The following is a 22654-nucleotide window of genomic DNA, read 5'->3' on the forward strand; positions in this document are numbered from 1 at the left end:
AACAGGGGTCAGTATGTGGGTAAAGCGCACGGATGTCACTACTGTAGGCCGGATAAGACGCCTGTGTCGCCCTCCGGCATCGGTGTCTTAATGCCTGATGGCGCTACGCTTATCAGGCCTACAGCACTGGTTCATGGCTGATTATTTTTGCAAACGTGCTTCGATGGCGTCCATCAGCATCCCGGTGATGGAGATCGGGAATTCGGCTTCAATCTCGCGGATACAGGTCGGGCTGGTGACGTTAATCTCGGTCAGACGATCGCCAATGATATCCAGACCGACAAAAATCAGTCCTTTGGCTTTCAGTGTCGGCCCGATACGGCGCGCGATTTCCCAGTCGCTCTCGGTTAACGGACGTGGTTCACCGCGACCGCCTGCGGCCAGGTTGCCACGGGTCTCGCCGCCCTGCGGAATGCGCGCCAGGCAGTACGGAACCGGTTCTCCATCAACGACCAGCACGCGTTTGTCGCCATCTTTAATGGCTGGCAAATAGTTCTGCGCCATGCAGTAGCGGGTACCATGTTCGGTCAGGGTTTCCGCAATCACGCCGAGGTTCGGATCGCCTTCTTTAACACGGAAGATCGACGCGCCGCCCATGCCGTCAAGCGGCTTGAGAATAATATCGCTGTGCTTCTGCCAGAACGCCTTCAGTTGCGCTTTGTTGCGAGTGACCAGCGTTTCCGGCGTCAGGTCAGAGAACCAGGCGGTGAACAGCTTTTCGTTACAGTCACGCAGGCTCTGCGGCTTGTTGACGATCAGCGTCCCTTTTTCTTCCGCGCGTTCCAGAATATAGGTGGCGTAGATGAACTCGGTATCAAACGGCGGATCTTTACGCATCAGAATGACGTCGAGGGCGTCCAGCGGCAGATCCTGCTCGCCGGTAAACTCATACCATTTATCATAGTTCTGCTCGACGCTCAGGGTACGCGTGCGGGCGCGGGTTTCACCGTTAATCAGATAAAGATCGGCCATCTCCATATAATGAAGTTCGTAACCACGACGTTGCGCTTCCAGCAGCATAGCGAAGCTGGAGTCTTTCTTGATATTGATGCTTGCGATGGGGTCCATCACGATGCCGAGCTTGATCATTATTCTTCTCCGTTAGCCCAGATCGCCAAATCGCACCTGAAGCGCGGTAATGGCGGTGAGCGCAGTTGTCTCAGTACGCAGAACGCGAGGTCCTAACAGAATATCAGTAAACTGATAGCGTGCGGTCATGGCAATTTCCTCTGCTGACAGCCCACCTTCCGGGCCAATCAGCAAACGAACGCGCTCAACCGGAAGCGGCAATGTGTTGATACTGTCGCTGGCGCGGGGATGGAGGTTCAGTTTCAACCCCTCGTCCTGTTCTGCACACCAGGCTTCCAGATCCATCGCCGGGCGAATTTCCGGCACCCGATTACGACCACACTGTTCGCAGGCGGCAATGGCGATTTTCTGCCACTGCTGGAGCTTCTTGTTCAGACGTTCATTGTCCAGTTTAACGCCGCAGCGTTCAGAAAAAAGTGGCGTAATGAGGCTTACACCCAGTTCGATCGATTTCTGAATGGTGAACTCCATCTTCTCGCCGCGCGACATGACCTGGCCAAGATGGATGTGCAGCGGCGATTCACGATCGTCAATCTCGCCATGTAGCACCTTTACGTCGACGCTTTTTTTGCTGGCGCGGGTGATTTCAGCGGCGAAAACCTGATTGCTGCCATCAAACAGCTGCAGTTCCTGACCTGGCCCCATCCGCAAAACGCGTCCGATATGGTTGGCAGCATCTTCGCACAGGGAAATCTGGCTGCCGGCGGTGATGGGTTCTGGGTGATAAATGCGGGGAATGCGCATAGTTATAAATCCGCGTCATCTCCCCACGCAGGCTCGCCGCGCGGGGTAAGGGGTTAATCAAATATCCCGCTAGTGTAGGTTAGCTCTTTTGCGCCTGGCAAGCGCGTTGCACGTAAGGGTTATGGTTACCCTGAATCTTCGCGATCCGTTCGTCGCGCTCACACTCCCAGTCGGTAACTGGATACAGCCTGTTCCAGGCATTGAAAAGCTGGGTTTGCTGGCGGGATAGCGTCAGGTTGTACTGGTCGCGCATATAAAAGTAGGTCCGCGCAATCGCACCGCGCGCGCGGGCGGGTGGTTCGGCGATCTTTTCTTTGAAATCGACTTTCATGGCGCACTGCCCATATTGACCTTCGCCGCCGTTCCACTGGCTGTACATGAAGTTACCGCGATCGCCATTCACCTCACCGACGGCGGGTTGCAGGTTATGCATGTCGCTTTCCATTTTGCGATAGACCGGATCTTTGGCGCAGTTTTTCCGTCCGCCTTCCTGCCAGCACTGGCGTTGGTGGCCAAACTGCCATGCCGGAACGACGTGTTCCCATTCGATTCGGCTGGCGCGATTCTCGTTCTTTCGCACTTTGTAGCCGCAGGAGTCGAGATCGACGACCCCCTTCTTGCCCTGCCAGTTGATTTTACATCCGCAATAGAAGTCGCCAGGGACATCGGCGTTAACCTTGACGCCTGCGGTCTTTGCCTGTGAGAAACTGTTAATGCCAGCGGCCAACGTCTGGCCCGAAAGGGCTACCGTAAAAAAGGCGGTAGCCAAAAAAAGAGGACGGTACATCATGAACTCCGTATCAAAGCGAGCCCGCAACGTAACGAAAGTTGATGTGTGATGCAATCAGTCAGATCAGGAAAGTTCCTGATAGTTCTGGTTATTTAAGCGGCACTAAGGGTTCGCCGCAGTGGACGCAGCGGTAGGTGGCTTCGCCGCGCACCACGCGATTATGGCGGCGGATGGTCAGTTGATGCTCCTGACACCGGCAGCGGTATGGGAAAGTGTTGCGGCGTATCGATTGCAGTTCGAACTGATGCGTGCGGCGTGCGGGGACACCGAGCACGCTTTCCATCATCCACTTCCACTCTTTACCGTGCGGCGCAACCCGACCAAATCGCTTCCACACCAGTAAATGCGCCAGTTCGTGCGGCACCACTTCGTTGATAAACGCTTCGACGTTTTCCATCAGCAGCACCGGATTTAGGCGAATTTCGTAACTTTCCAGCCAGGCGGTGCCGGCAGAGGTGCCACGTTGTTGATACACCAACGTGGGTTCGGGATAGCTGCAGCCGAGCTTCAGGTTAGCCTGAGCGAGGTTATCGCGCAGACTACGCATGACGGCTTGCTGGACAGCAATAGGGAGACGGGCGGTTTTCATAACGGCAGAGAATAGTGCGACAGGGATGGGACTGCAAGAGGAAGGCGTCCTCCCGTGGGGGAGGACGCAAAGGGCAGATTAATCGTGTGCGCCGATTTCGCGCAGTTTACGACCTTTCATCAGGTTACGTTCAATGTGCTCCAGCGAGACGTGTTTGGTTTCCGGCACCAGCCACAGCGTCAGCAGGATAAACAGCACATTCAGACCAGCGTAAACCCAGAAGGTATTCGCATTACCGAGGTTTTGCAGCATGGTCAGGAACGTCGCGCCGACGATCATGTTGGCAATCCAGTTGGTTGCCGTCGAGCAGGTGATACCAAAATCACGGCCCTTCAGCGGCTGGATTTCAGAACACAGCACCCAAATCAGCGGACCGGCGCTCATCGCAAAACCAATGATGAACATCAGCAGCATCGCGATAGCGAAGTACTGCGCGGACGGGGAGTGGATGCCAACATGCATCATCGTTCCGAGGATCCCCATTCCGGCCGCCATCACCAGGAATCCCAGCGTCAGTGTCGGTTTACGACCCCAGCGGTCAACCAGACCGATAGCGATAAAGGTGGCCAGCACGTTGGTCAGACCGACAATCACGGTGCCCCACATCTGCTCTGAGGTGTTGGTGTAACCCGCCATTTCAAAGATTTTTGGCGCGTAGTACATGATGACATTCATCCCGGTGAACTGCTGCATCACCTGCAACAGCACGCCGAGGAACACTGCGCGACGGAAGTTGCTGTTCTCTTTGAACAACGCCCAACCGCTCTGTTTCACCTGTAGGCTTTCGCGGATTTCATCCAGCTCGCGTTTGGCTTCTGCGCTGGTATCACGCAGGCGTAGCAATACGCGTTCAGCATCGACAAAGCGCCGTTTTGCTGCAAACCAGCGCGGGCTGTCCGGCAGGAAGAAGACGCCGATCAGCAACAGAATCGCCGGGATGATAATCACGCCCAGCATCCAGCGCCATGCGCCGCTGTAGCTGAAGGCGGTATCCGACAGATAGGCACCGAGGATCCCGATGGTGATCATCAACTGGTACATAGAGATCATGCTGCCGCGAATTTTTTCCGGCGCGATCTCAGACAGGTACAGCGGGGCGGTGTAAGACGCCACGCCAACGGCCAGACCCAGCAGGACGCGGGAAAGGATCAGCACTTCAACGTTCGGCGCTGCCGCGGAGAACAGCGAACCGGCGACAAACAGGATCGCGCCGATCATCAGGCTTTTCTTGCGCCCGAGTTTGAAAGAGAGCCAGCCGCTGCCGACCGCACCGACTGCTGCACCGAACATCATAGAGCTGACGACCCACTCCTGAGTATGTGCGGAGATCTGGAATTCATCGGTGATAAACGGTAATGCGCCAGCAATAACGCCGATATCCAGGCCAAAAAGTAATCCTGCCAGGGCTGCAAGGAAGCAGACAAAAAATGTCATGGCCTTATTGGAACGCCCCTGTTTTTTATTGTCAGGCATTATGCCCTCCGGTTGGGTTATCAGTTTTGTTGATAATTAGGGTAGGTGAGTACACCGCAAAAATATGTGATTGTTATCACGTAAGTGTAATCGGTTACACTACCCGTTTATCGTCATTTACATTAACAAATTGAAAATTATAGATTAATTAAACTGAGGTGTATCACGTTTGATCAGATTTAAGACTTAGCTGAAATAAAATGTAACAGCAGAGAAAGTCAGAACATGCAAAGTGATTATTCTGAAACGAGTACTTTCACCCCATGGTGTAAGCGGTTTCAATTAATGGCGTGCGGAGGAATTTCAGGCGAGGTATAAAGAAAAAAGGCCAGCACGAGGCTGGCCTTACGTCATGGATGTCGGTCGCTTATTTCAGACCGGCAGCCTCGCGCAGAACCTGCGCTTTGTCGGTTTTTTCCCACGGGAAATGTTCGCGACCAAAGTGACCGTACGCAGCAGTCTCTTTGTAGATCGGGTGCAGCAGATCCAGCATCTGAATCAGACCGTACGGACGCAGATCGAAGAACTCGCGAACCAGCAGCGTCAACTGCTCAGCAGGCACTTTCTCGGTACCGAAGGTTTCCACCATGATGGAAGTCGGTTCAGCCACGCCGATCGCGTAGGAAACCTGAATTTCACAACGGTCAGCCAGGCCTGCGGCAACGATGTTTTTCGCGACATAACGTCCTGCGTAAGCTGCAGAACGGTCCACTTTCGATGGATCTTTACCGGAGAATGCGCCGCCACCGTGACGCGCCATGCCGCCGTAGGTATCAACGATGATCTTACGACCGGTCAGACCGCAGTCACCCATTGGGCCGCCGATAACAAAACGGCCGGTCGGGTTGATGAAGAATTTGGTGGCAGAGTTCAGCCATTCGGTCGGCAGAACCGGCTTAATGATCTCTTCCATCACCGCTTCTTTCAGCGTCGTCTGATCGATCTCTTCCGCATGCTGGGTGGAGAGCACCACGGCGTCGATGCCGACAATTTTGCCGTCGTCGTACTGGAAGGTCACCTGGCTTTTCGCATCCGGGCGCAGCCACGGCAGGGTACCATTTTTACGCACTTCAGCCTGACGCTGCACCAGACGGTGCGCGTAGGTGATCGGCGCAGGCATCAGCACGTCGGTTTCGTTGGTGGCATAGCCAAACATCAGGCCCTGGTCGCCAGCGCCCTGTTCCAGCGGATCGGCACGGTCAACGCCCTGGTTGATATCCGGAGACTGTTTACCAATGGCGCTCAGGACAGCACACGAGTTGGCATCAAAGCCCATGTCGGAATGCACATAGCCAATCTCGCGCACGGTATTACGTGTGATCTCTTCGATATCGACCCATGCGCTGGTGGTGATTTCACCGCCAACTAAAACCATGCCGGTTTTCACGTAGGTCTCACACGCGACGCGCGCTTTCGGATCCTGTTCCAGGATAGCATCGAGCACGGCATCAGAGATTTGGTCTGCGATTTTGTCAGGATGCCCTTCTGATACGGACTCGGACGTAAAAAGGTGTTTTGCCATGTTTTATTTCACCTAAGGAGAATTTGGTTAGCTCAAACTGTTGTGCGGAAAAGCCAAAGCAGAAGATTCTACCAAGGCCTGCAGGTTAGTGACACTGGCAGTCTGAGTGTTAATCGGTATGGATGGATTAACATCTGGATGGCTATTTTAGGTCACTTCTTCACCCGATTTCCACTGTTTTTTGAATCAGCTCTCACTATGTTGAAAACATGAGGGGAAATTTTTACAAACACTGCTGACAATCTGCGCATTTATGTTTTGCTTTTTCATTCTGTTGTCGGTATAAAACGCGGCGCGCGGCTCATACAAAAAGCACACGACGTTTTCTTCGTGTCGCCACTTCCAGCCGGGTTAAAACGTTAGCTTTGGCTTGTGGGTGCGTTCCTGATGGAGCGACCATGGAGGTGATAAGAGATAATGAACCGTTGTATTTTGCTGAATCTGTCGCACCGTTCTGGTGTGCGTATGTCCTCCACAATTTGCATCTCTGCTTTGCATACCTGCCGATGTTATACCCATCTCGGCGCTTCTCAGGACTCCAGAGCCGGTAACTGGCACTAAGGACTGAACAAGGGCGCTCTTGTGGAAACAAGAGTTTTCTCGTGGTTTCGCCGAACCGTCATACGTAAGTTCGGTTACGTGTTTTACAATGATATGAAAAAGAAACCGGTCGCGCAGGCGGAGTACCAGCACTTTCTGCTGGAAAATCCGACTGTTTATGGGTTGTTATCGCCTCTTCGGATTGCGATAGTAGTCAACTGTTTTACACTTGTTAATAAAATTTGAGGTTCGCTATGTCTGACGACATGTCTTTGGGTTCGCCTTCGTCAGCAGGCGAACAGGGTGTACTACGCTCCATGCAGGAGGTTGCAATGAGCTCCCAGGAAGCCAGCAAGATGCTGCGTACTTACAATATTGCCTGGTGGGGCAATAACTACTATGACGTCAATGAGTTGGGTCACATTAGCGTGTGCCCGGACCCTGACGTCCCCGAAGCGCGCGTCGATCTCGCTAAGCTGGTGAAAGCACGTGAAGCGCAAGGGCAACGCCTGCCGGCGCTGTTTTGCTTCCCGCAGATCCTGCAACACCGCCTGCGCTCTATTAACGCGGCGTTCAAACGCGCGCGTGAGTCGTACGGTTATAACGGTGACTATTTCCTGGTTTACCCCATCAAGGTTAACCAGCATCGTCGCGTCATCGAATCCTTAATCCATTCTGGCGAACCGCTGGGTCTGGAAGCCGGTTCCAAAGCGGAACTGATGGCGGTCCTGGCGCATGCCGGGATGACCCGTTCGGTAATTGTGTGTAACGGCTATAAAGACCGTGAGTACATTCGCCTGGCGCTGATTGGCGAGAAGATGGGCCATAAAGTCTATCTGGTCATCGAGAAGATGTCGGAAATCGCCATTGTGCTGGATGAAGCCGAACGTCTGAATGTCATTCCGCGTCTTGGCGTGCGTGCGCGTCTGGCTTCGCAGGGGTCTGGCAAATGGCAGTCCTCCGGCGGCGAAAAATCCAAATTTGGCCTGGCGGCAACGCAGGTTCTGCAACTGGTGGAAACGCTGCGTGAAGCCGGGCGTCTCGATAGTTTGCAACTGCTGCATTTCCACCTTGGTTCGCAGATGGCGAATATCCGTGATATCGCCACCGGTGTGCGTGAGTCTGCCCGTTTCTATGTTGAGCTGCATAAGCTCGGCGTCAACATTCAGTGCTTCGATGTGGGCGGCGGCTTGGGTGTTGACTACGAAGGAACCCGCTCGCAGTCTGACTGCTCGGTGAACTACGGCCTGAACGAATACGCCAACAACATTATCTGGGCGATTGGCGATGCCTGTGAAGAAAATGGCCTGCCGCATCCGACGGTGATCACCGAGTCCGGTCGTGCGGTGACCGCGCACCACACGGTGCTGGTGTCCAACATCATCGGCGTTGAGCGTAACGAATATACCGTGCCTGTTGCTCCGGCTGACGACGCGCCGCGCGCGCTGCAAAGCATGTGGGAAACCTGGCAGGAGATGCACGAGCCGGGCACCCGTCGCTCGCTGCGCGAATGGCTGCACGACAGCCAGATGGATTTGCACGATATCCACATCGGATACTCCTCCGGCACTTTTAGCCTGCAGGAACGTGCGTGGGCGGAACAGCTTTATCTGAGCATGTGTCACGAAGTGCAGAAACAGCTGGATCCGCAAAACCGCGCGCATCGTCCGATCATTGATGAACTGCAAGAGCGTATGGCGGACAAAATGTACGTCAACTTCTCGCTGTTCCAGTCAATGCCGGATGCGTGGGGGATCGATCAGCTGTTCCCGGTCCTGCCGCTGGAAGGACTGGATCAGGTACCTGAACGTCGTGCGGTTCTGTTGGACATCACTTGTGATTCCGACGGCGCTATCGATCACTACATCGACGGCGATGGCATTGCGACCACCATGCCGATGCCAGAGTACGATCCGGATAACCCGCCGATGCTCGGTTTCTTTATGGTCGGCGCATATCAGGAGATCCTCGGCAACATGCACAACCTGTTTGGCGATACCGAAGCGGTGGACGTGTTTGTCTTCCCGGACGGTAGTGTAGAAGTTGAGCTGTCGGATGAAGGGGATACCGTGGCGGACATGCTGCAATATGTGCAGTTGGATCCGAAAACGCTGCTGACACACTTCCGCGATCAGGTGAAACAAACCGGCCTGGACGATGCGCTGCAGCAGCAGTTCCTCGAAGAGTTCGAAGCGGGTCTGTACGGCTATACGTATCTTGAAGATGAATAATGGCTGATGCCCGGGCGACTTGAACCTGGGCAATTAAGCAGCGATAATTTACTCAATTACTGTGTTTACGAATCAAACCCTTTCTCGTCGGGCCTAACGACGCGGGAGGGTTTTTTTATATTGACGAATATGAGGTTTTTGCCATGAGCACCTTAGGTCATCAGTACGATAACTCCCTGGTTTCTAACGCCTTTGGCTTCCTGCGTCTGCCGCTGAATTTCCAGCCGTATGACAGCGATGCCGACTGGGTGATCACTGGCGTGCCGTTTGACATGGCGACGTCCGGTCGCGCGGGTGGGCGTCACGGCCCGGCGGCGATCCGTCAGGTGTCAACGAATCTGGCGTGGGAACACAACCGCTTCCCGTGGAATTTCGACATGCGTGAGCGCCTGAACGTGGTGGACTGCGGCGATCTGGTTTACGCCTTTGGCGATGCGCGTGAAATGAGTGAAAAACTGCAGGCGCATGCAGAGAAACTGCTGGCTGCCGGTAAGCGTATGCTCTCTTTTGGCGGCGACCACTTTGTGACGCTGCCGCTGCTGCGCGCGCACGCGAAACACTTTGGCAAAATGGCGCTGGTCCATTTCGATGCCCACACCGACACCTATGCGAATGGCTGTGAGTTCGACCATGGCACCATGTTCTACACTGCGCCGAACGAAGGGTTGATCGATCCGAATCACTCCGTGCAGATCGGCATTCGTACAGAATTCGACAAAGACAACGGCTTTACCGTGCTGGACGCCTGCCAGGTGAACGATCGCGGCGTTGATGACATCATCGCTCAGGTGAAACAGATTGTCGGCGACATGCCGGTCTATCTGACCTTTGATATCGACTGCCTGGATCCGGCATTCGCGCCGGGGACCGGTACGCCAGTGATTGGCGGTCTGACTTCCGATCGCGCCATCAAGCTGGTGCGCGGCCTGAAAGATCTGAACATCGTAGGGATGGACGTGGTGGAAGTGGCGCCGGCTTACGATCAGTCAGAAATCACCGCCCTGGCGGCGGCAACGCTGGCGCTGGAGATGCTGTACATTCAGGCAGCGAAGAAAGGCGAGTAACGGGTTTCGGGCTATTTTACTCGCCATTTTGAATCCGGGCAGTGCTCGCCATCCTCACGTACTCCGTGTACGCTCCGGTGGCTGTGCGCTGCCCAGACTCAAACTGGCTTCGCCAATAACGCCCGATCACCGGACTAAATTTGTAGTTCTGTAGGCCGGATAAGGCGCTTACGCCATCATCCGGCACGCTTGAATGTTACTTAATCCCGTCTGCTTTCATACGATCGCGAATATGTTGCGCACGTTCTGCGGAGGCCGGGTGATCGTCAAACATTGAGCTTTGACGACCTTCTTCCAGTTTCGCCAGTTTTTCGAAGCTGGTGGCAAGACCCGCCGGGCTGATACCGCGTTTGCGCAACAAATCGTACGAGTAGTCGTCCGCTTCCGCTTCCTGACGCTGGGAGAACTGCGAGTTCACCAGTTTTTCCCCCAGATCGCCGAGCTGTGATTGCGACAGGCTGCCGACGATCCCACCCGCTGAGGCTGCGGCTGCACGAACGGCGTTAGTGCCCAGCGCCACCTGCATACCTTTCTTCACGTGTCCGAGCGCAACGTGACCCATTTCATGGCCAATCACTGCTTCGACTTCGTTGTCCGTCATCATGTCCATCAGGCCGCTATAGACACGAATACAGCCGTTCGCCATCGCGAAGGCATTCACGTCTTTCGCCATGTAGACCTTGTAGTTGACCGCTTGTCCGTTGATGTTATCGCCGAGCGCCGTGGCGATTTTGTTCAGGCGCTTCGCGTACTCGCTGCCGGCTGGCGCGATAGTCGCTTTACCATCCATTTCCGTACAGGCCTGGTTGCTTAACGCGATAACCTGCGTGTCGCTCAGACTGTAGGCCTGAAAAGCCTCGGCCCCTGAGGAGAGCAGTCCATTGGAATTCATATTCTGGCAGCCGGTCAACACCGTCGCCATGCCCATAGCAAGCAGTAACGCGCGAATCTTCATGTTTTTTCTTCCACACGAAATGAGGATTGTTCTAAAAGTGCGCGATTTACAGATGAATCCGCGCTCTCGCTAAGTATAAAGAAAAGAACAACAAGCGGGCGAGCAGATTGCGCAACATGCGAGTGTGATCCGGAGATTTCTGAAGCGGCAAAAGGATGCTCCATGTACATGACACGCGGCTTGGGTTACATTGTTGGCACTTTTTTCCGGCGTAGCCCAAAACGCGCTGTCGTCAAGTCGTTGCGGGTATGGCCTTCATCATCCGATCTGGAGTCAAAATGTCCTCACGTAAAGAGCTTGCCAATGCTATTCGTGCGCTGAGCATGGACGCAGTACAGAAAGCCAAATCCGGTCATCCGGGTGCCCCGATGGGTATGGCTGACATTGCCGAAGTCCTGTGGCGTGATTTCCTGAACCACAACCCGAGCAACCCGTCCTGGGCCGATCGTGACCGTTTCGTACTGTCTAACGGCCACGGCTCCATGTTGATTTACAGCCTGCTGCACCTCACCGGTTACGATCTGCCGATGTCTGAGCTGCAGAACTTCCGTCAGCTGCATTCCAAAACTCCGGGCCACCCGGAAGTGGGTTACACCGCCGGTGTGGAAACCACTACCGGTCCGCTGGGTCAGGGTATTGCGAACGCGGTCGGTATGGCTATCGCTGAAAAAACACTGGCTGCACAGTTTAACCGTCCGGGCCATGACATCGTTGACCACTACACCTATGCGTTCATGGGCGACGGCTGCATGATGGAAGGTATCTCTCACGAGGTATGCTCTCTGGCCGGTACGCTGAAGCTGGGCAAACTGGTCGCGTTCTACGATGACAACGGTATCTCTATCGACGGTCACGTTGAAGGTTGGTTCACTGACGATACCGCTAAACGTTTCGAAGCGTACGGCTGGCACGTCGTACGAGGTGTTGATGGTCACGACGCTGACGCCATCAAACGCGCAGTAGAAGAAGCGCGTGCGGTGACCGACAAACCGTCCCTGCTGATGTGCAAAACCATCATCGGTTTCGGTTCCCCGAACAAAGCGGGTACCCACGACTCCCACGGCGCGCCGCTGGGCGACGCAGAAATCGCACTGACCCGCGAGCAGTTGGGCTGGAAATACGCGCCGTTCGAAATCCCGTCTGAAATCTACGCTCAGTGGGATGCGAAAGAAGCCGGTCAGGCGAAAGAGTCTGCCTGGAACGAGAAATTTGCCGCCTACGCGAAAGCCTTCCCGCAGGAAGCTGCTGAGTTCACCCGTCGTATGAAAGGTGAAATGCCGTCTGATTTCGACGCAAAAGCGAACGAGTTTATTGCTAAGCTGCAGGCTAATCCGGCGAAAATCGCCAGCCGTAAAGCGTCTCAGAATGCGATCGAAGCGTTTGGTCCGTTGCTGCCAGAATTCCTCGGCGGCTCTGCTGACCTGGCGCCGTCTAACCTGACGCTGTGGTCGGGTTCTAAAGCGATCAATGAAGATGCTGCCGGTAACTATATCCATTACGGCGTACGCGAATTCGGTATGACCGCGATTGCCAACGGTATCTCCCTGCACGGTGGTTTCCTGCCGTACACCTCCACCTTCCTGATGTTCGTGGAATATGCCCGTAACGCGGTACGCATGGCTGCGCTGATGAAACAGCGTCAGGTGATGGTTTACACCCACGACTCCATCGGTCTGGGCGAAGATGGCCCGACTCACCAGCCGGTAGAGCAGGTGGCTTCTCTGCGCGTCACGCCGAACATGAGCACCTGGCGTCCGTGTGACCAGGTTGAATCCGCCGTGGCGTGGAAGTACGGCGTTGAGCGTCAGGACGGCCCGACCGCGCTGATCCTCTCCCGTCAGAACCTGGCACAGCAGGAACGTACTGAAGAGCAACTGGCGAACATCGCGCGCGGTGGCTACGTATTGAAAGATTGTGCAGGCCAGCCTGAGCTTATCTTCATCGCGACCGGTTCTGAAGTTGAGCTGGCGGTTGCCGCATGGGACAAACTGACCGCAGAAGGCGTGAAAGCGCGCGTGGTCTCCATGCCGTCTACTGACGCGTTCGACAAGCAGGATGCGGCTTACCGTGAATCCGTACTGCCGAAAGCGGTTACCGCTCGCGTGGCAGTGGAAGCCGGTATCGCTGACTACTGGTTCAAGTACGTGGGTCTGAACGGCGCGATCGTCGGGATGACCACCTTCGGTGAATCTGCTCCGGCAGAGCTGCTGTTCGAAGAGTTCGGCTTCACCGTCGACAACGTTGTCGCGAAAGCAAAAGCACTGCTGTAATCATCATTACAACAGTCTCTAACGGGTCGCTTCGGCGGCCCGTTATCATCTGGAACGGTATTTATTTTTACTCAGGCAAGGGGTTATTGTCGATCCGCTTCACAAAACTGACATTTTGTGTATTACCAAAATTGTAATGTGAGTCACATAATTGCTCTTGCTATTTTTATTTCTATTTGTAATTGATTGTTTTTTAATGATTTAAATTATTCCCCCTTTTCCCTGTCTCTGTTTTACCCTCGATTGCTTTCATTTTGCCGCACGCGTATTTTGTTTTTAGCGAGACGCTGTACCCTAAAAATAAAATAAGGACAATTTATGCGGTTGATTGACTATTTTCCTGAAGCTTCTATTTCAATAAAAGCGGTGGCAAAGAACTGGCAGGAAGCTATTGATTTTTCCATGGCATCGTTGCTGGCAAATCATTATGTGAATGCCAATTATATCCAGGCTATAAAAGATTCGACGATCAACAATGGTCCTTATTATATTCTGGCTCCCGGTGTGGCGATGCCTCATGCTCGTCCGGAATGCGGCGCGCTAAAAACAGGCATGTCATTAACGCTACTTAAACAGGAAGTACAATTTGCCGACGATGACGAACCCGTAAAATTACTTATTGGGTTATCAGCGGCAAATGCCGATTCACATATCGGCGCTATCCAGGCTTTAAGCGAACTATTATGTGAAGAGGAAAACCTCGCAGCATTATTTGCTGCTAAATCAGAAAAACAGCTGGCGGATATTATCGCCCGCGCATAATCATTTTCTCCTCGACAGGATATTATCATGGAACACAAGTCTGCTCGTGCAAAGGTCCAGGCTTTTGGGGGATTTTTGACTGCAATGGTCATCCCTAATATCGGTGCTTTTATTGCCTGGGGTTTTATTACTGCATTATTTATTCCGACAGGGTGGATGCCCAATGAGCATTTCGCCAAAATAGTCGGTCCGATGATTACCTATTTATTACCCGTTATGATTGGCTCCACCGGTGGACATCTGGTGGGTGGGAAGCGCGGGGCGGTGATGGGGGGGATCGGTACCATCGGCGTGATTATTGGCGCAGATATCCCGATGTTCCTCGGTTCCATGATTATGGGGCCACTGGGTGGTCTGGTGATTAAATACATTGACCGACTGCTGGACCAGCGTATTCCCGCAGGCTTTGAGATGGTGATTAATAACTTCTCATTAGGCATTGCCGGAATGATGTTGTGCCTGCTGGGGTTTGAAGTCATTGGCCCGGCGGTCCTCATTGCCAATAACTTTGTGAAAGAGTGTATTGAATCACTGGTACATGCAGGTTATCTACCGCTGCTTTCACTAATTAATGAACCCGCGAAAATCCTCTTTCTGAATAATGCCATCGATCAGGGGGTCTATTATCCGCTGGGAATGCAGCAAGCCTCGGAGACAGGAAAATCCATCTTTTTCATGGTGGCCTCAAACCCTGGCCCCGGTTTAGGTTTACTGCTGGCGTTTACCTTCTTTGGTAAAGGGATGGCGAAGAAATCTGCACCCGGCGCCATGATTATCCATTTTCTGGGCGGCATTCACGAACTCTACTTCCCGTACGTGCTGATGAAGCCACTGACCCTGGTGGGCATGATTGCCGGGGGAATGAGCGGAACATGGGTGTTTAACCTGTTAGGCGGTGGCCTGGTTGCGGGTCCGAGCCCAGGGTCGATTTTCGCTTACCTGGCATTGACGCCAAAAGGCTCTTTCCTTGCCACGATTGCGGGCGTCACGGCGGGAACCGTAGTGACTTTTATCATCACCTCATTGATCCTGAAAATGGAAAGAAATGGTCTGGCCGAGAGTGAAGAGACGTTCAGTGATTCCGCCAAAGCTGTTAAAGCCATGAAGCAGGAAGGCAGTTTTTCATATCGCCATGTCAAACGTATCGCCTTTGTGTGTGATGCGGGAATGGGGTCCAGTGCGATGGGGGCAACGACGTTTCGTAAGCGCCTGGAAAAAGCCGGGTTGTCTATCGATGTCAAACATTACGCCATCGAAAATGTCCCTGACGATGCCGATATTATCGTGACGCACGCCAGTCTTGAGGGCCGCGTTAAACGAGTCAGTCATAAGCCTCTGGTGTTGATTAAAAATTATATTGGCGACCCGCTGCTTGACGATTTATTTAATCACTTAACGTCGAATTAGCATTTCTGGTTCCTGGAGTTAATATGAAAACGAAAGTGGCTGCAATATATGGCAAACAGGATGTGCGTATCCGTGAGTTTGAATTACCTGAAATTACGGATAATGAACTGTTAGTCAGTGTGATTTCCGACAGCGTATGCTTATCCACCTGGAAGGCTGCGACATTAGCCAGTGAACATAAACGTGTTCCTGATGATCTGGAAAATCATCCGGTGATTACCGGTCACGAATGTGCCGGGATCATTGTTGAAGTAGGTAAAAACTTAACCGGGAAATATAAAAAAGGGCAACGTTTTGTTTTACAACCCGCAATGGGATTACCCAGCGGTTATTCCGCAGGATACAGCTACGAATATTTCGGTGGTAATGCCACGTATATGATTATCCCTGAAATTGCGATAAAGCTGGGTTGCGTATTGCCATACCACGGTTCTTATTTTGCGGCCGCCTCGCTGGCGGAACCGATGTGTTGCATCATCGGTGCCTATAAGGCGAATTATCATACGACGCCTTATGTGTATAAGCACCGAATGGGGATTAAGCCCGGCGGCAATATTGCGCTTTTAGCCTGCGCCGGGCCAATGGGGATCGGTGCGATTGATTATGCTATTAACGGCGGGATCCAACCGGCACGCGTGGTGGTGGTGGATATTGATGAAACGCGTCTGGAGCAGGCTAAAAAACTCCTGCCGGTCGAACTGGCCGCGCGCAAGGGAATCGAACTCACCTATGTGAATTCGTCCGGTATGGTCGACCCCGCGACGCAACTGCGCGAATTAACGGGCGGCGCCGGGTTCGATGACGTTTTTGTCTATGCCGCCGTGCCAGCCGTCGTGGAGATGGCTGACGATCTTCTGGCAGAAGATGGCTGTCTGAACTTCTTTGCCGGTCCGACGGATAGCCGTTTCAAGGTGCCGTTTAATTTCTACAACGTGCATTACAACAGCACTCACGTAGTCGGAACCTCTGGCGGTTCCACTGAGGACATGAAAGAGGCGATTGCACTGAGCGCGACGGGGCAGCTTCAGCCATCGTTTATGGTGACCCATATTGGTGGTCTCGATGCGGTGCCCGATACCGTTCTGAATTTGCCGGATATTCCAGGCGGCAAGAAGCTTATCTATAACGGTGTGACGATGCCGCTGACGGCAATTGCTGATTTCGCTGAGAAAGGCAAAACCGATCCGTTATTCAGAGAACTGGCACGTCTTGTGGAGGAGACACACGGAATCTGGAATGAGAAAGCAGAAAAGTATCTGCTGGCGCAGTTTGGCGTGGATATCGGGGAGGCGGCGGCATGAAGTCGTTGGCATGGCCGCTGTTTCGCATCACGGAGCAGGCAGCGCTGGCTGCCTGGCCGCAAACCGGCTGCGGCGATAAGAACAAAATAGATGGACTGGCAGTGAGTGCGATGCGCACGGCCTTGAATGACATCGCCATTCGCGGGCGCATCGTCATTGGTGAGGGCGAGATTGATCACGCGCCGATGCTGTGGATTGGCGAAGAGGTTGGCAGCGGCAGCGGGCCAGAGGTTGATATCGCGGTCGATCCTATTGAAGGCACCCGGATGGTTGCGATGGGGCAGAGCAATGCGCTGGCGGTGATGGCGTTTGCGCCGCGGGGAAGCTTGTTACATGCCCCTGATATGTACATGAAAAAGCTGGTTGTTAACCGGCAGGCGAAAGGGGTGATTAACCTGGCGCGGCCCCTGGCGGATAATCTGCGTCAGGTGGCGAAAGCGCTGGGCAAACCGCTGGATCGACTGCGCATGGCCACGCTGGATAAACCGCGGCTTCAGCCAGCCATTGCCGAAGCCACGCAGTTGGGGGTGAAAGTCTTTGCCCTGCCTGATGGTGATGTGGCCGCCAGTGTTCTGGCCTGTTTGCAGGATAACCCTTATGACCTGATGTATACCATTGGCGGTGCGCCAGAAGGCGTGATTTCCGCCTGTGCGGTGAAAGCGTTGGGGGGGGATATGCAGGCCGAGCTGATTGATTTTTGTGAAGCGAAAGGCGACACCGCGGAGCATCGTGTTATCTCTGCCCAGGAGCGCCAGCGCTGCGCGGAAATGGGCGTCGAGGTCAATCGGATCTATACGCTCGACGAACTGGTAGCGGGACATGACGTTCTCTTCAGCGCGACCGGAGTGACCGGCGGCGATCTTGTGAATGGGATCCAACAGGTTGCAAAGGGGGTGCGTACGCAAACTTTACTGATCGGCGGCGCGGATCGAACGTGTAATATAATAGACTCTCTGCATTCATGGTGATTGATCGGGAAACAAATGACGACGCTGACAGAAGACGATGTGCTGGAGCAACTGGATGCTCAAAATAACTTACTTTCGTTTATGACGACGGCACATTCCATTTTGCTACAGGGCATTAAGCGCTTTCTGCCGTCGCTATTTGTCGATAACGATGAAGAGATTGTGGAATATGCAGTGAAGCCGTTACTTGCCCAGAGTGGGCCGCTTGATGATATTGACGTTGCGCTGCGCCTGATTTATGCGCTGGGAAAAATGGATAAATGGCTTTATGCCGATATTACGCATTTTTCGCAGTTTTATCAGTACGTCAGCGAACGGGATGAGATCCCGGGATTTGCCGACGACATCACCTGGGATTTTATCAGCAACGTCAACAGTATTACCCGCAATACGACCTTATATAGCGCGCTGGAGTCGATGAAATTTGCCGACTTTGCGGCGTGGTCTGAGGTGCGTTTTTCCGGCATGGTCAAGACGGCAATGACGCTGGCGGTAACGTCAATTTTAAAGGAATTAACACCGTGAAAATCGGACTGATGGTCAATGGGTTGCGGGTTGAAGCCCATTATCATGATGATGAGATAGAGAACGTTCATAAGCCGTTATTACAGCACCTGGCGAACGTCCATTCCGCGAACGCCAGACGACGCACCGTTGTGTTTCTGAGTGCGCCGCCCGGGACCGGAAAATCCACACTGACCACGTTCTGGGAGTGGCTTTCTCGTCAGGAGCCCTCTTTGCCGGCGATCCAAACGCTCCCGATGGATGGTTTCCATCATTACAATGACTGGCTGGACACGCACCATCTGCGTGCGTACAAAGGAGCGCCAGAGACGTTTGACGTTGAAAAACTGGCGCAGAATCTGCGACAGATTAGAGAAGGCGAAGGGACCTGGCCGCAATATGATCGGCAAAAACACGATCCGGTCGAAGACGCGATTGTGGTGAGCACGCCGATTGTCATTGTGGAAGGAAACTGGCTGCTGCGGGATGACGAGAGATGGCGGGCGCTGGCGGCGTTCTGCGATTTTTCCCTGTTTATTCGCGCGCCAGCGGAGGCCCTGCGTGCGCGACTGGTGGGGCGCAAGCTGGCTGGAGGATTATCGCCAGCCGATGCCGAGGCGTTTTACGAACGCACTGACGGACCGAATGTTGAGCGAGTGCTGCGCGAAAGTCGTCCTGCGAGTCTACTACTGGAGATGAACGCCACTGGGGAATACCGTCTCGCCTGATGATAAATTATTCCAGCTAATGCGTGATGATTATTACGGTTTACTGGAATAATTACCCTCGTTCGCAGCGGGTAAAATGTGATGCAGGTCATATAGCTGGCTTAATCGTCTGGACAATCGTTCCTTTTATTCCGCGTTTCGCTTATTCTAGCTGAAGCGTTTCAGTCGATTAAATGTTCGACAAATAATCAATCAGTCGCAGTTTGCGACAGGTAAGGTTCCCCTGAACGATGCGCTGGATTACTCTGTCAGCCACATCTGAATCGGGATAGCCTTGCAGGAGATCTATGACCGTACGCGTAGCGATTAATGGCTTCGGTCGCATCGGACGTAATGTGGTTCGTGCTTTATATGAATCCGGACGTCGGGCGGAAATCACCGTGGTGGCAATCAATGAACTGGCGGATGCTTCAGGCATGGCGCATTTGTTGAAATATGACACCAGCCATGGACGTTTTGCATGGGACGTTCGCCAGGAGCGCGAGCAGCTCATAGTTGGCGACGACGCGATTCGCATTCTGCATGAGTCTTCGCTTGAGGCGCTTCCGTGGCGCGAGCTCGGCGTTGATATCGTGCTGGACTGTACGGGCGTCTACGGGAACCGCGAACACGGCGAGGCGCATATCGCCGCTGGCGCGAAGAAAGTGCTCTTTTCACATCCTGGCAGCAACGATCTCGACGCCACAGTGGTATTTGGCGTCAATCAGGATCAACTGCGCGCGGACCACCGCATCGTCTCCAATGCTTCGTGTACCACGAATTGTATTATTCCCATTATCAAATTATTGGATGATGCCTATGGCATAGAGTCCGGTACGGTGACGACCATTCACTCCGCGATGCACGACCAGCAGGTGATTGATGCGTACCATTCTGACCTGCGTCGGACGCGCGCGGCGAGTCAGTCGATCATTCCGGTCGATACCAAACTGGCGGCAGGTATCACCCGAATTTTCCCGCAGTTTAACGATCGTTTTGAAGCGATTGCGGTGCGGGTACCGACGATAAACGTCACGGCAATCGACTTAAGCGTTACGGTGATGAAGCCAGTAAAAGCCAATGAAGTCAACCAGTTGCTGCAAAAAGCGGCACAAGGTGCATTTCATGATATAGTTGACTATACGGAATTACCGTTGGTCTCCGTCGATTTTAATCACGACCCGCATAGCGCCATTGTTGATGGTACACAAACGCGGGTCAGTGGCGCGCACCTTATTAAGACACTGGTCTGGTGTGACAATGAATGGGGCTTTGCTAACAGAATGCTCGACACCACGTTAGCGATGGCTGCAAAAGGTTTCAGGTAGGGCGCAAGGGCGTCTGCAAAACTTTATCAAGAATCAACGAGAGGATTCACCATGTCTGTAATCAAGATGACCGATTTGGATCTTGCTGGTAAACGTGTTTTTATCCGTGCGGATCTGAACGTACCAGTTAAAGAAGGGAAAGTGACCAGCGATGCGCGTATCCGTGCTTCTCTGCCGACCATCGAACTGGCCCTGAAACAAGGCGCTAAAGTGATGGTGACTTCCCACCTGGGTCGTCCTACCGAAGGCGAGTACAACGAAGAATTCTCTCTGCTGCCGGTTGTTAATTACCTGAAAGACAAACTGTCTAACCCGGTTCGCCTGGTAAAAGATTACCTCGACGGCGTTGAAGTCGCTGCCGGTGAGCTGGTGGTGCTGGAAAACGTTCGCTTCAACAAAGGCGAGAAGAAAGACGACGAAGCGCTGTCCAAAAAATACGCTGCGCTGTGTGATGTGTTCGTGATGGACGCATTTGGTACGGCTCACCGTGCACAGGCTTCCACTCACGGTATCGGCAAATTTGCTGACGTCGCATGTGCCGGTCCGCTGCTGGCTGCAGAACTGGATGCGCTGGGTAAAGCGCTGAAAGAGCCGGCTCGTCCGATGGTCGCTATCGTGGGCGGTTCTAAAGTTTCCACCAAACTGACCGTTCTGGATTCCCTGTCCAAAATCGCTGATCAGCTGATCGTTGGCGGCGGCATCGCGAACACCTTCGTTGCCGCTCAGGGCCACAATGTGGGCAAATCCCTGTACGAAGCAGATCTGGTTGACGAAGCCAAACGTCTGCTGACCACGTGCGATATCCCGGTTCCGACTGACGTTCGCGTCGCGACCGAGTTCTCTGAAAGCGCTGCCGCCACGCTGAAATCCGTCAACGACGTGAAAGAAGACGAGCAGATCCTGGATATCGGCGACGCTTCTGCACAGCAGCTGGCTGAAATCCTGAAGAATGCAAAAACCATTCTGTGGAACGGCCCGGTTGGCGTGTTTGAATTCCCGAACTTCCGTAAAGGAACTGAAATCGTAGCTAACGCAATTGCTGACAGCGACGCGTTCTCTATTGCAGGCGGCGGTGACACGCTGGCGGCTATCGATCTGTTCGGTATTGCTGACAAAATCTCCTACATCTCCACTGGCGGCGGCGCATTCCTCGAATTCGTGGAAGGTAAAGTTCTGCCTGCAGTAGCGATGCTCGAAGAGCGCGCTAAGAAGTAAGACACTCATGGGCAGGGAAACCTGCCCAATTTTCAGCGCGCTTAAGTGGCACGCACCCCTTTCCAAGGCCGAAGATACAGGACTCGTAACATGTCTAAAATTTTTGATTTCGTAAAACCTGGCGTTATCACCGGTGATGACGTACAGAAAGTTTTCCAGGTAGCAAAAGAAAACAACTTCGCTCTGCCAGCAGTTAACTGCGTCGGTACCGACTCTATCAACGCCGTTCTGGAAACCGCTGCAAAAGTTAAAGCGCCGGTTATCGTACAGTTCTCCAACGGTGGCGCTGCGTTCATCGCGGGTAAAGGCGTGAAAACTGACGTTCCTCAGGGTGCGGCAATCCTGGGCGCGATCTCTGGTGCGCACCACGTACATCAGATGGCTGAGCACTACGGTGTTCCGGTTATCCTGCACACTGACCACTGCGCGAAGAAACTGCTGCCGTGGATCGACGGTCTGCTGGACGCAGGTGAAAAACACTTCGCGGCGACCGGTAAACCGCTGTTCTCTTCTCACATGATCGACCTGTCTGAAGAGTCACTGGAAGAGAATATCGAAATCTGCTCCAAATACCTGGCGCGCATGTCCAAAATGGGCATGACCCTGGAAATCGAACTGGGTTGCACCGGTGGTGAAGAAGATGGTGTGGATAACAGCCACATGGACGCTTCTGCCCTGTACACCCAGCCGGAAGACGTGGATTACGCGTACACCGAGCTGAGCAAAATCAGCCCGCGTTTCACTATCGCGGCTTCTTTCGGTAACGTACACGGCGTTTACAAGCCGGGTAACGTGGTTCTGACCCCGACCATCCTGCGCGACTCTCAGGACTATGTTTCTAAGAAACACAACCTGCCGCACAACAGCCTGAACTTCGTCTTCCACGGTGGTTCCGGTTCTACCGCTCAGGAAATCAAAGACTCCGTAAGCTACGGTGTAGTCAAAATGAACATCGATACCGATACCCAATGGGCGACCTGGGAAGGTGTTCTGAACTACTACAAAGCGAATGAAGCGTATCTGCAGGGTCAGCTGGGCAACCCGAAAGGCGAAGATCAGCCGAACAAGAAATACTACGATCCGCGCGTATGGCTGCGTGCTGGCCAGACTTCCATGATCACGCGTCTGGAACAGGCTTTCAAAGAACTGAACGCAATTGACGTTCTGTAATCTGGTCCGCTGATTGTAAAAAGGC

Annotated in this window: 21 protein-coding genes; 14 read left to right on the top strand and 7 right to left on the bottom strand. The window is 53.5% G+C overall.

Translation table 11 applies throughout. The features are described 5' to 3' along the window. Positions 1–141: 141 nt before the first annotated feature. The 6 genes from gshB to metK all read right to left on the bottom strand — a co-directional run bounded on the left by gshB (position 142) and on the right by metK (position 6207). A complete protein-coding gene (gshB, locus tag HVX64_RS04480) occupies positions 142–1089 on the bottom strand; it encodes a glutathione synthase (RefSeq protein WP_181825301.1) in 948 nt (315 codons plus the stop codon). 12 nt (positions 1090–1101) lie between these two features. Continuing rightward, entirely contained in the window at positions 1102–1833 is a 732-nt protein-coding gene (rsmE, locus tag HVX64_RS04485) for a 16S rRNA (uracil(1498)-N(3))-methyltransferase (RefSeq protein WP_042998055.1), read from the bottom strand. Positions 1834–1912: 79 nt separating this feature from the next. Then, entirely contained in the window at positions 1913–2620 is a 708-nt protein-coding gene (gene endA, locus HVX64_RS04490; RefSeq protein ID WP_042998054.1) for a deoxyribonuclease I, read from the bottom strand. Between the two features lie 91 nt (positions 2621–2711). Beyond that, positions 2712–3212, bottom strand: coding sequence for a SprT family zinc-dependent metalloprotease (locus HVX64_RS04495; RefSeq protein ID WP_044255652.1), 501 nt, complete (start codon positions 3210–3212; stop codon positions 2712–2714). A 78-nt stretch (positions 3213–3290) separates the two neighbouring features. Beyond that, entirely contained in the window at positions 3291–4685 is a 1395-nt protein-coding gene (gene galP, locus HVX64_RS04500; protein WP_042324088.1) for a galactose/proton symporter, read from the bottom strand. A 367-nt stretch (positions 4686–5052) separates the two neighbouring features. Further along, positions 5053–6207 (bottom strand): methionine adenosyltransferase, encoded by a 1155-nt coding sequence (metK, locus tag HVX64_RS04505; protein ID WP_044255648.1) that lies wholly within the window; start codon positions 6205–6207, stop codon positions 5053–5055. A gap of 417 nt (positions 6208–6624) precedes the next feature. Between metK and HVX64_RS24260 the strand changes: the two genes are divergently transcribed. The 4 genes from HVX64_RS24260 (at position 6625) to speB (ending at position 10042) form a co-directional block, all read left to right on the top strand. Then, complete coding sequence (locus HVX64_RS24260) at positions 6625–6768, top strand: hypothetical protein (protein WP_269460499.1); 144 nt, start codon at positions 6625–6627, stop codon at positions 6766–6768. A gap of 93 nt (positions 6769–6861) precedes the next feature. Further along, entirely contained in the window at positions 6862–6993 is a 132-nt protein-coding gene (yqgB, locus tag HVX64_RS04515) for an acid stress response protein YqgB (protein WP_043001726.1), read from the top strand. 8 nt (positions 6994–7001) lie between these two features. Beyond that, a complete protein-coding gene (gene speA, locus HVX64_RS04520) occupies positions 7002–8978 on the top strand; it encodes a biosynthetic arginine decarboxylase (RefSeq protein ID WP_042998051.1) in 1977 nt (658 codons plus the stop codon). 143 nt (positions 8979–9121) lie between these two features. After that, on the top strand, positions 9122–10042 hold the full coding sequence (gene speB, locus HVX64_RS04525) for an agmatinase (protein ID WP_042998050.1): 921 nt from the start codon (positions 9122–9124) through the stop codon (positions 10040–10042). 196 nt (positions 10043–10238) lie between these two features. Here the strand turns inward: speB and HVX64_RS04530 are convergent, their stop codons facing one another. After that, positions 10239–10997, bottom strand: coding sequence for a M48 family metallopeptidase (locus HVX64_RS04530; RefSeq protein WP_042998049.1), 759 nt, complete (start codon positions 10995–10997; stop codon positions 10239–10241). Between the two features lie 278 nt (positions 10998–11275). Between HVX64_RS04530 and tkt the strand changes: the two genes are divergently transcribed. The 10 genes from tkt (at position 11276) to fbaA (ending at position 22629) form a co-directional block, all read left to right on the top strand. Beyond that, entirely contained in the window at positions 11276–13267 is a 1992-nt protein-coding gene (gene tkt / locus HVX64_RS04535; RefSeq protein ID WP_042998048.1) for a transketolase, read from the top strand. A 318-nt stretch (positions 13268–13585) separates the two neighbouring features. Then, on the top strand, positions 13586–14029 hold the full coding sequence (cmtB, locus tag HVX64_RS04540) for a PTS mannitol transporter subunit IIA (RefSeq protein WP_042998047.1): 444 nt from the start codon (positions 13586–13588) through the stop codon (positions 14027–14029). A gap of 27 nt (positions 14030–14056) precedes the next feature. Beyond that, the gene (locus tag HVX64_RS04545) at positions 14057–15436 is read left to right on the top strand and encodes a PTS mannitol transporter subunit IICB (RefSeq protein ID WP_042998046.1); all 1380 of its coding nucleotides are present in this window, start codon (positions 14057–14059) and stop codon (positions 15434–15436) included. A gap of 23 nt (positions 15437–15459) precedes the next feature. Continuing rightward, positions 15460–16737, top strand: coding sequence for a zinc-binding dehydrogenase (locus HVX64_RS04550; protein ID WP_044255646.1), 1278 nt, complete (start codon positions 15460–15462; stop codon positions 16735–16737). Further along, entirely contained in the window at positions 16734–17705 is a 972-nt protein-coding gene (gene glpX / locus HVX64_RS04555; RefSeq protein WP_042998044.1) for a class II fructose-bisphosphatase, read from the top strand. Before HVX64_RS04550 ends, glpX begins: the two co-directional genes overlap by 4 nt. A 15-nt stretch (positions 17706–17720) precedes the next feature. Further along, positions 17721–18230 carry an MltR family transcriptional regulator gene (locus HVX64_RS04560; RefSeq protein WP_042998043.1) on the top strand — a complete coding sequence of 170 codons (510 nt, stop codon included), beginning with the start codon at positions 17721–17723 and terminating at the stop codon, positions 18228–18230. After that, positions 18227–18937: a nucleoside/nucleotide kinase family protein gene (locus HVX64_RS04565; protein ID WP_044255644.1), complete on the top strand. Its 711-nt coding sequence runs from the start codon at positions 18227–18229 to the stop codon at positions 18935–18937. Before HVX64_RS04560 ends, HVX64_RS04565 begins: the two co-directional genes overlap by 4 nt. Positions 18938–19224: 287 nt before the next feature. After that, the gene (gene epd, locus HVX64_RS04570; RefSeq protein WP_042998041.1) at positions 19225–20244 is read left to right on the top strand and encodes an erythrose-4-phosphate dehydrogenase; all 1020 of its coding nucleotides are present in this window, start codon (positions 19225–19227) and stop codon (positions 20242–20244) included. Between the two features lie 51 nt (positions 20245–20295). Continuing rightward, on the top strand, positions 20296–21459 hold the full coding sequence (pgk, locus tag HVX64_RS04575; protein ID WP_042324055.1) for a phosphoglycerate kinase: 1164 nt from the start codon (positions 20296–20298) through the stop codon (positions 21457–21459). Between the two features lie 90 nt (positions 21460–21549). Further along, positions 21550–22629, top strand: coding sequence for a class II fructose-bisphosphate aldolase (fbaA, locus tag HVX64_RS04580; protein ID WP_042998040.1), 1080 nt, complete (start codon positions 21550–21552; stop codon positions 22627–22629). The last annotated feature ends 25 nt before the right edge of the window (positions 22630–22654 follow it).

The organism is Citrobacter sp. RHB20-C16 (assembly GCF_013890155.1).
GTDB lineage: Bacteria > Pseudomonadota > Gammaproteobacteria > Enterobacterales > Enterobacteriaceae > Citrobacter_A > Citrobacter_A amalonaticus.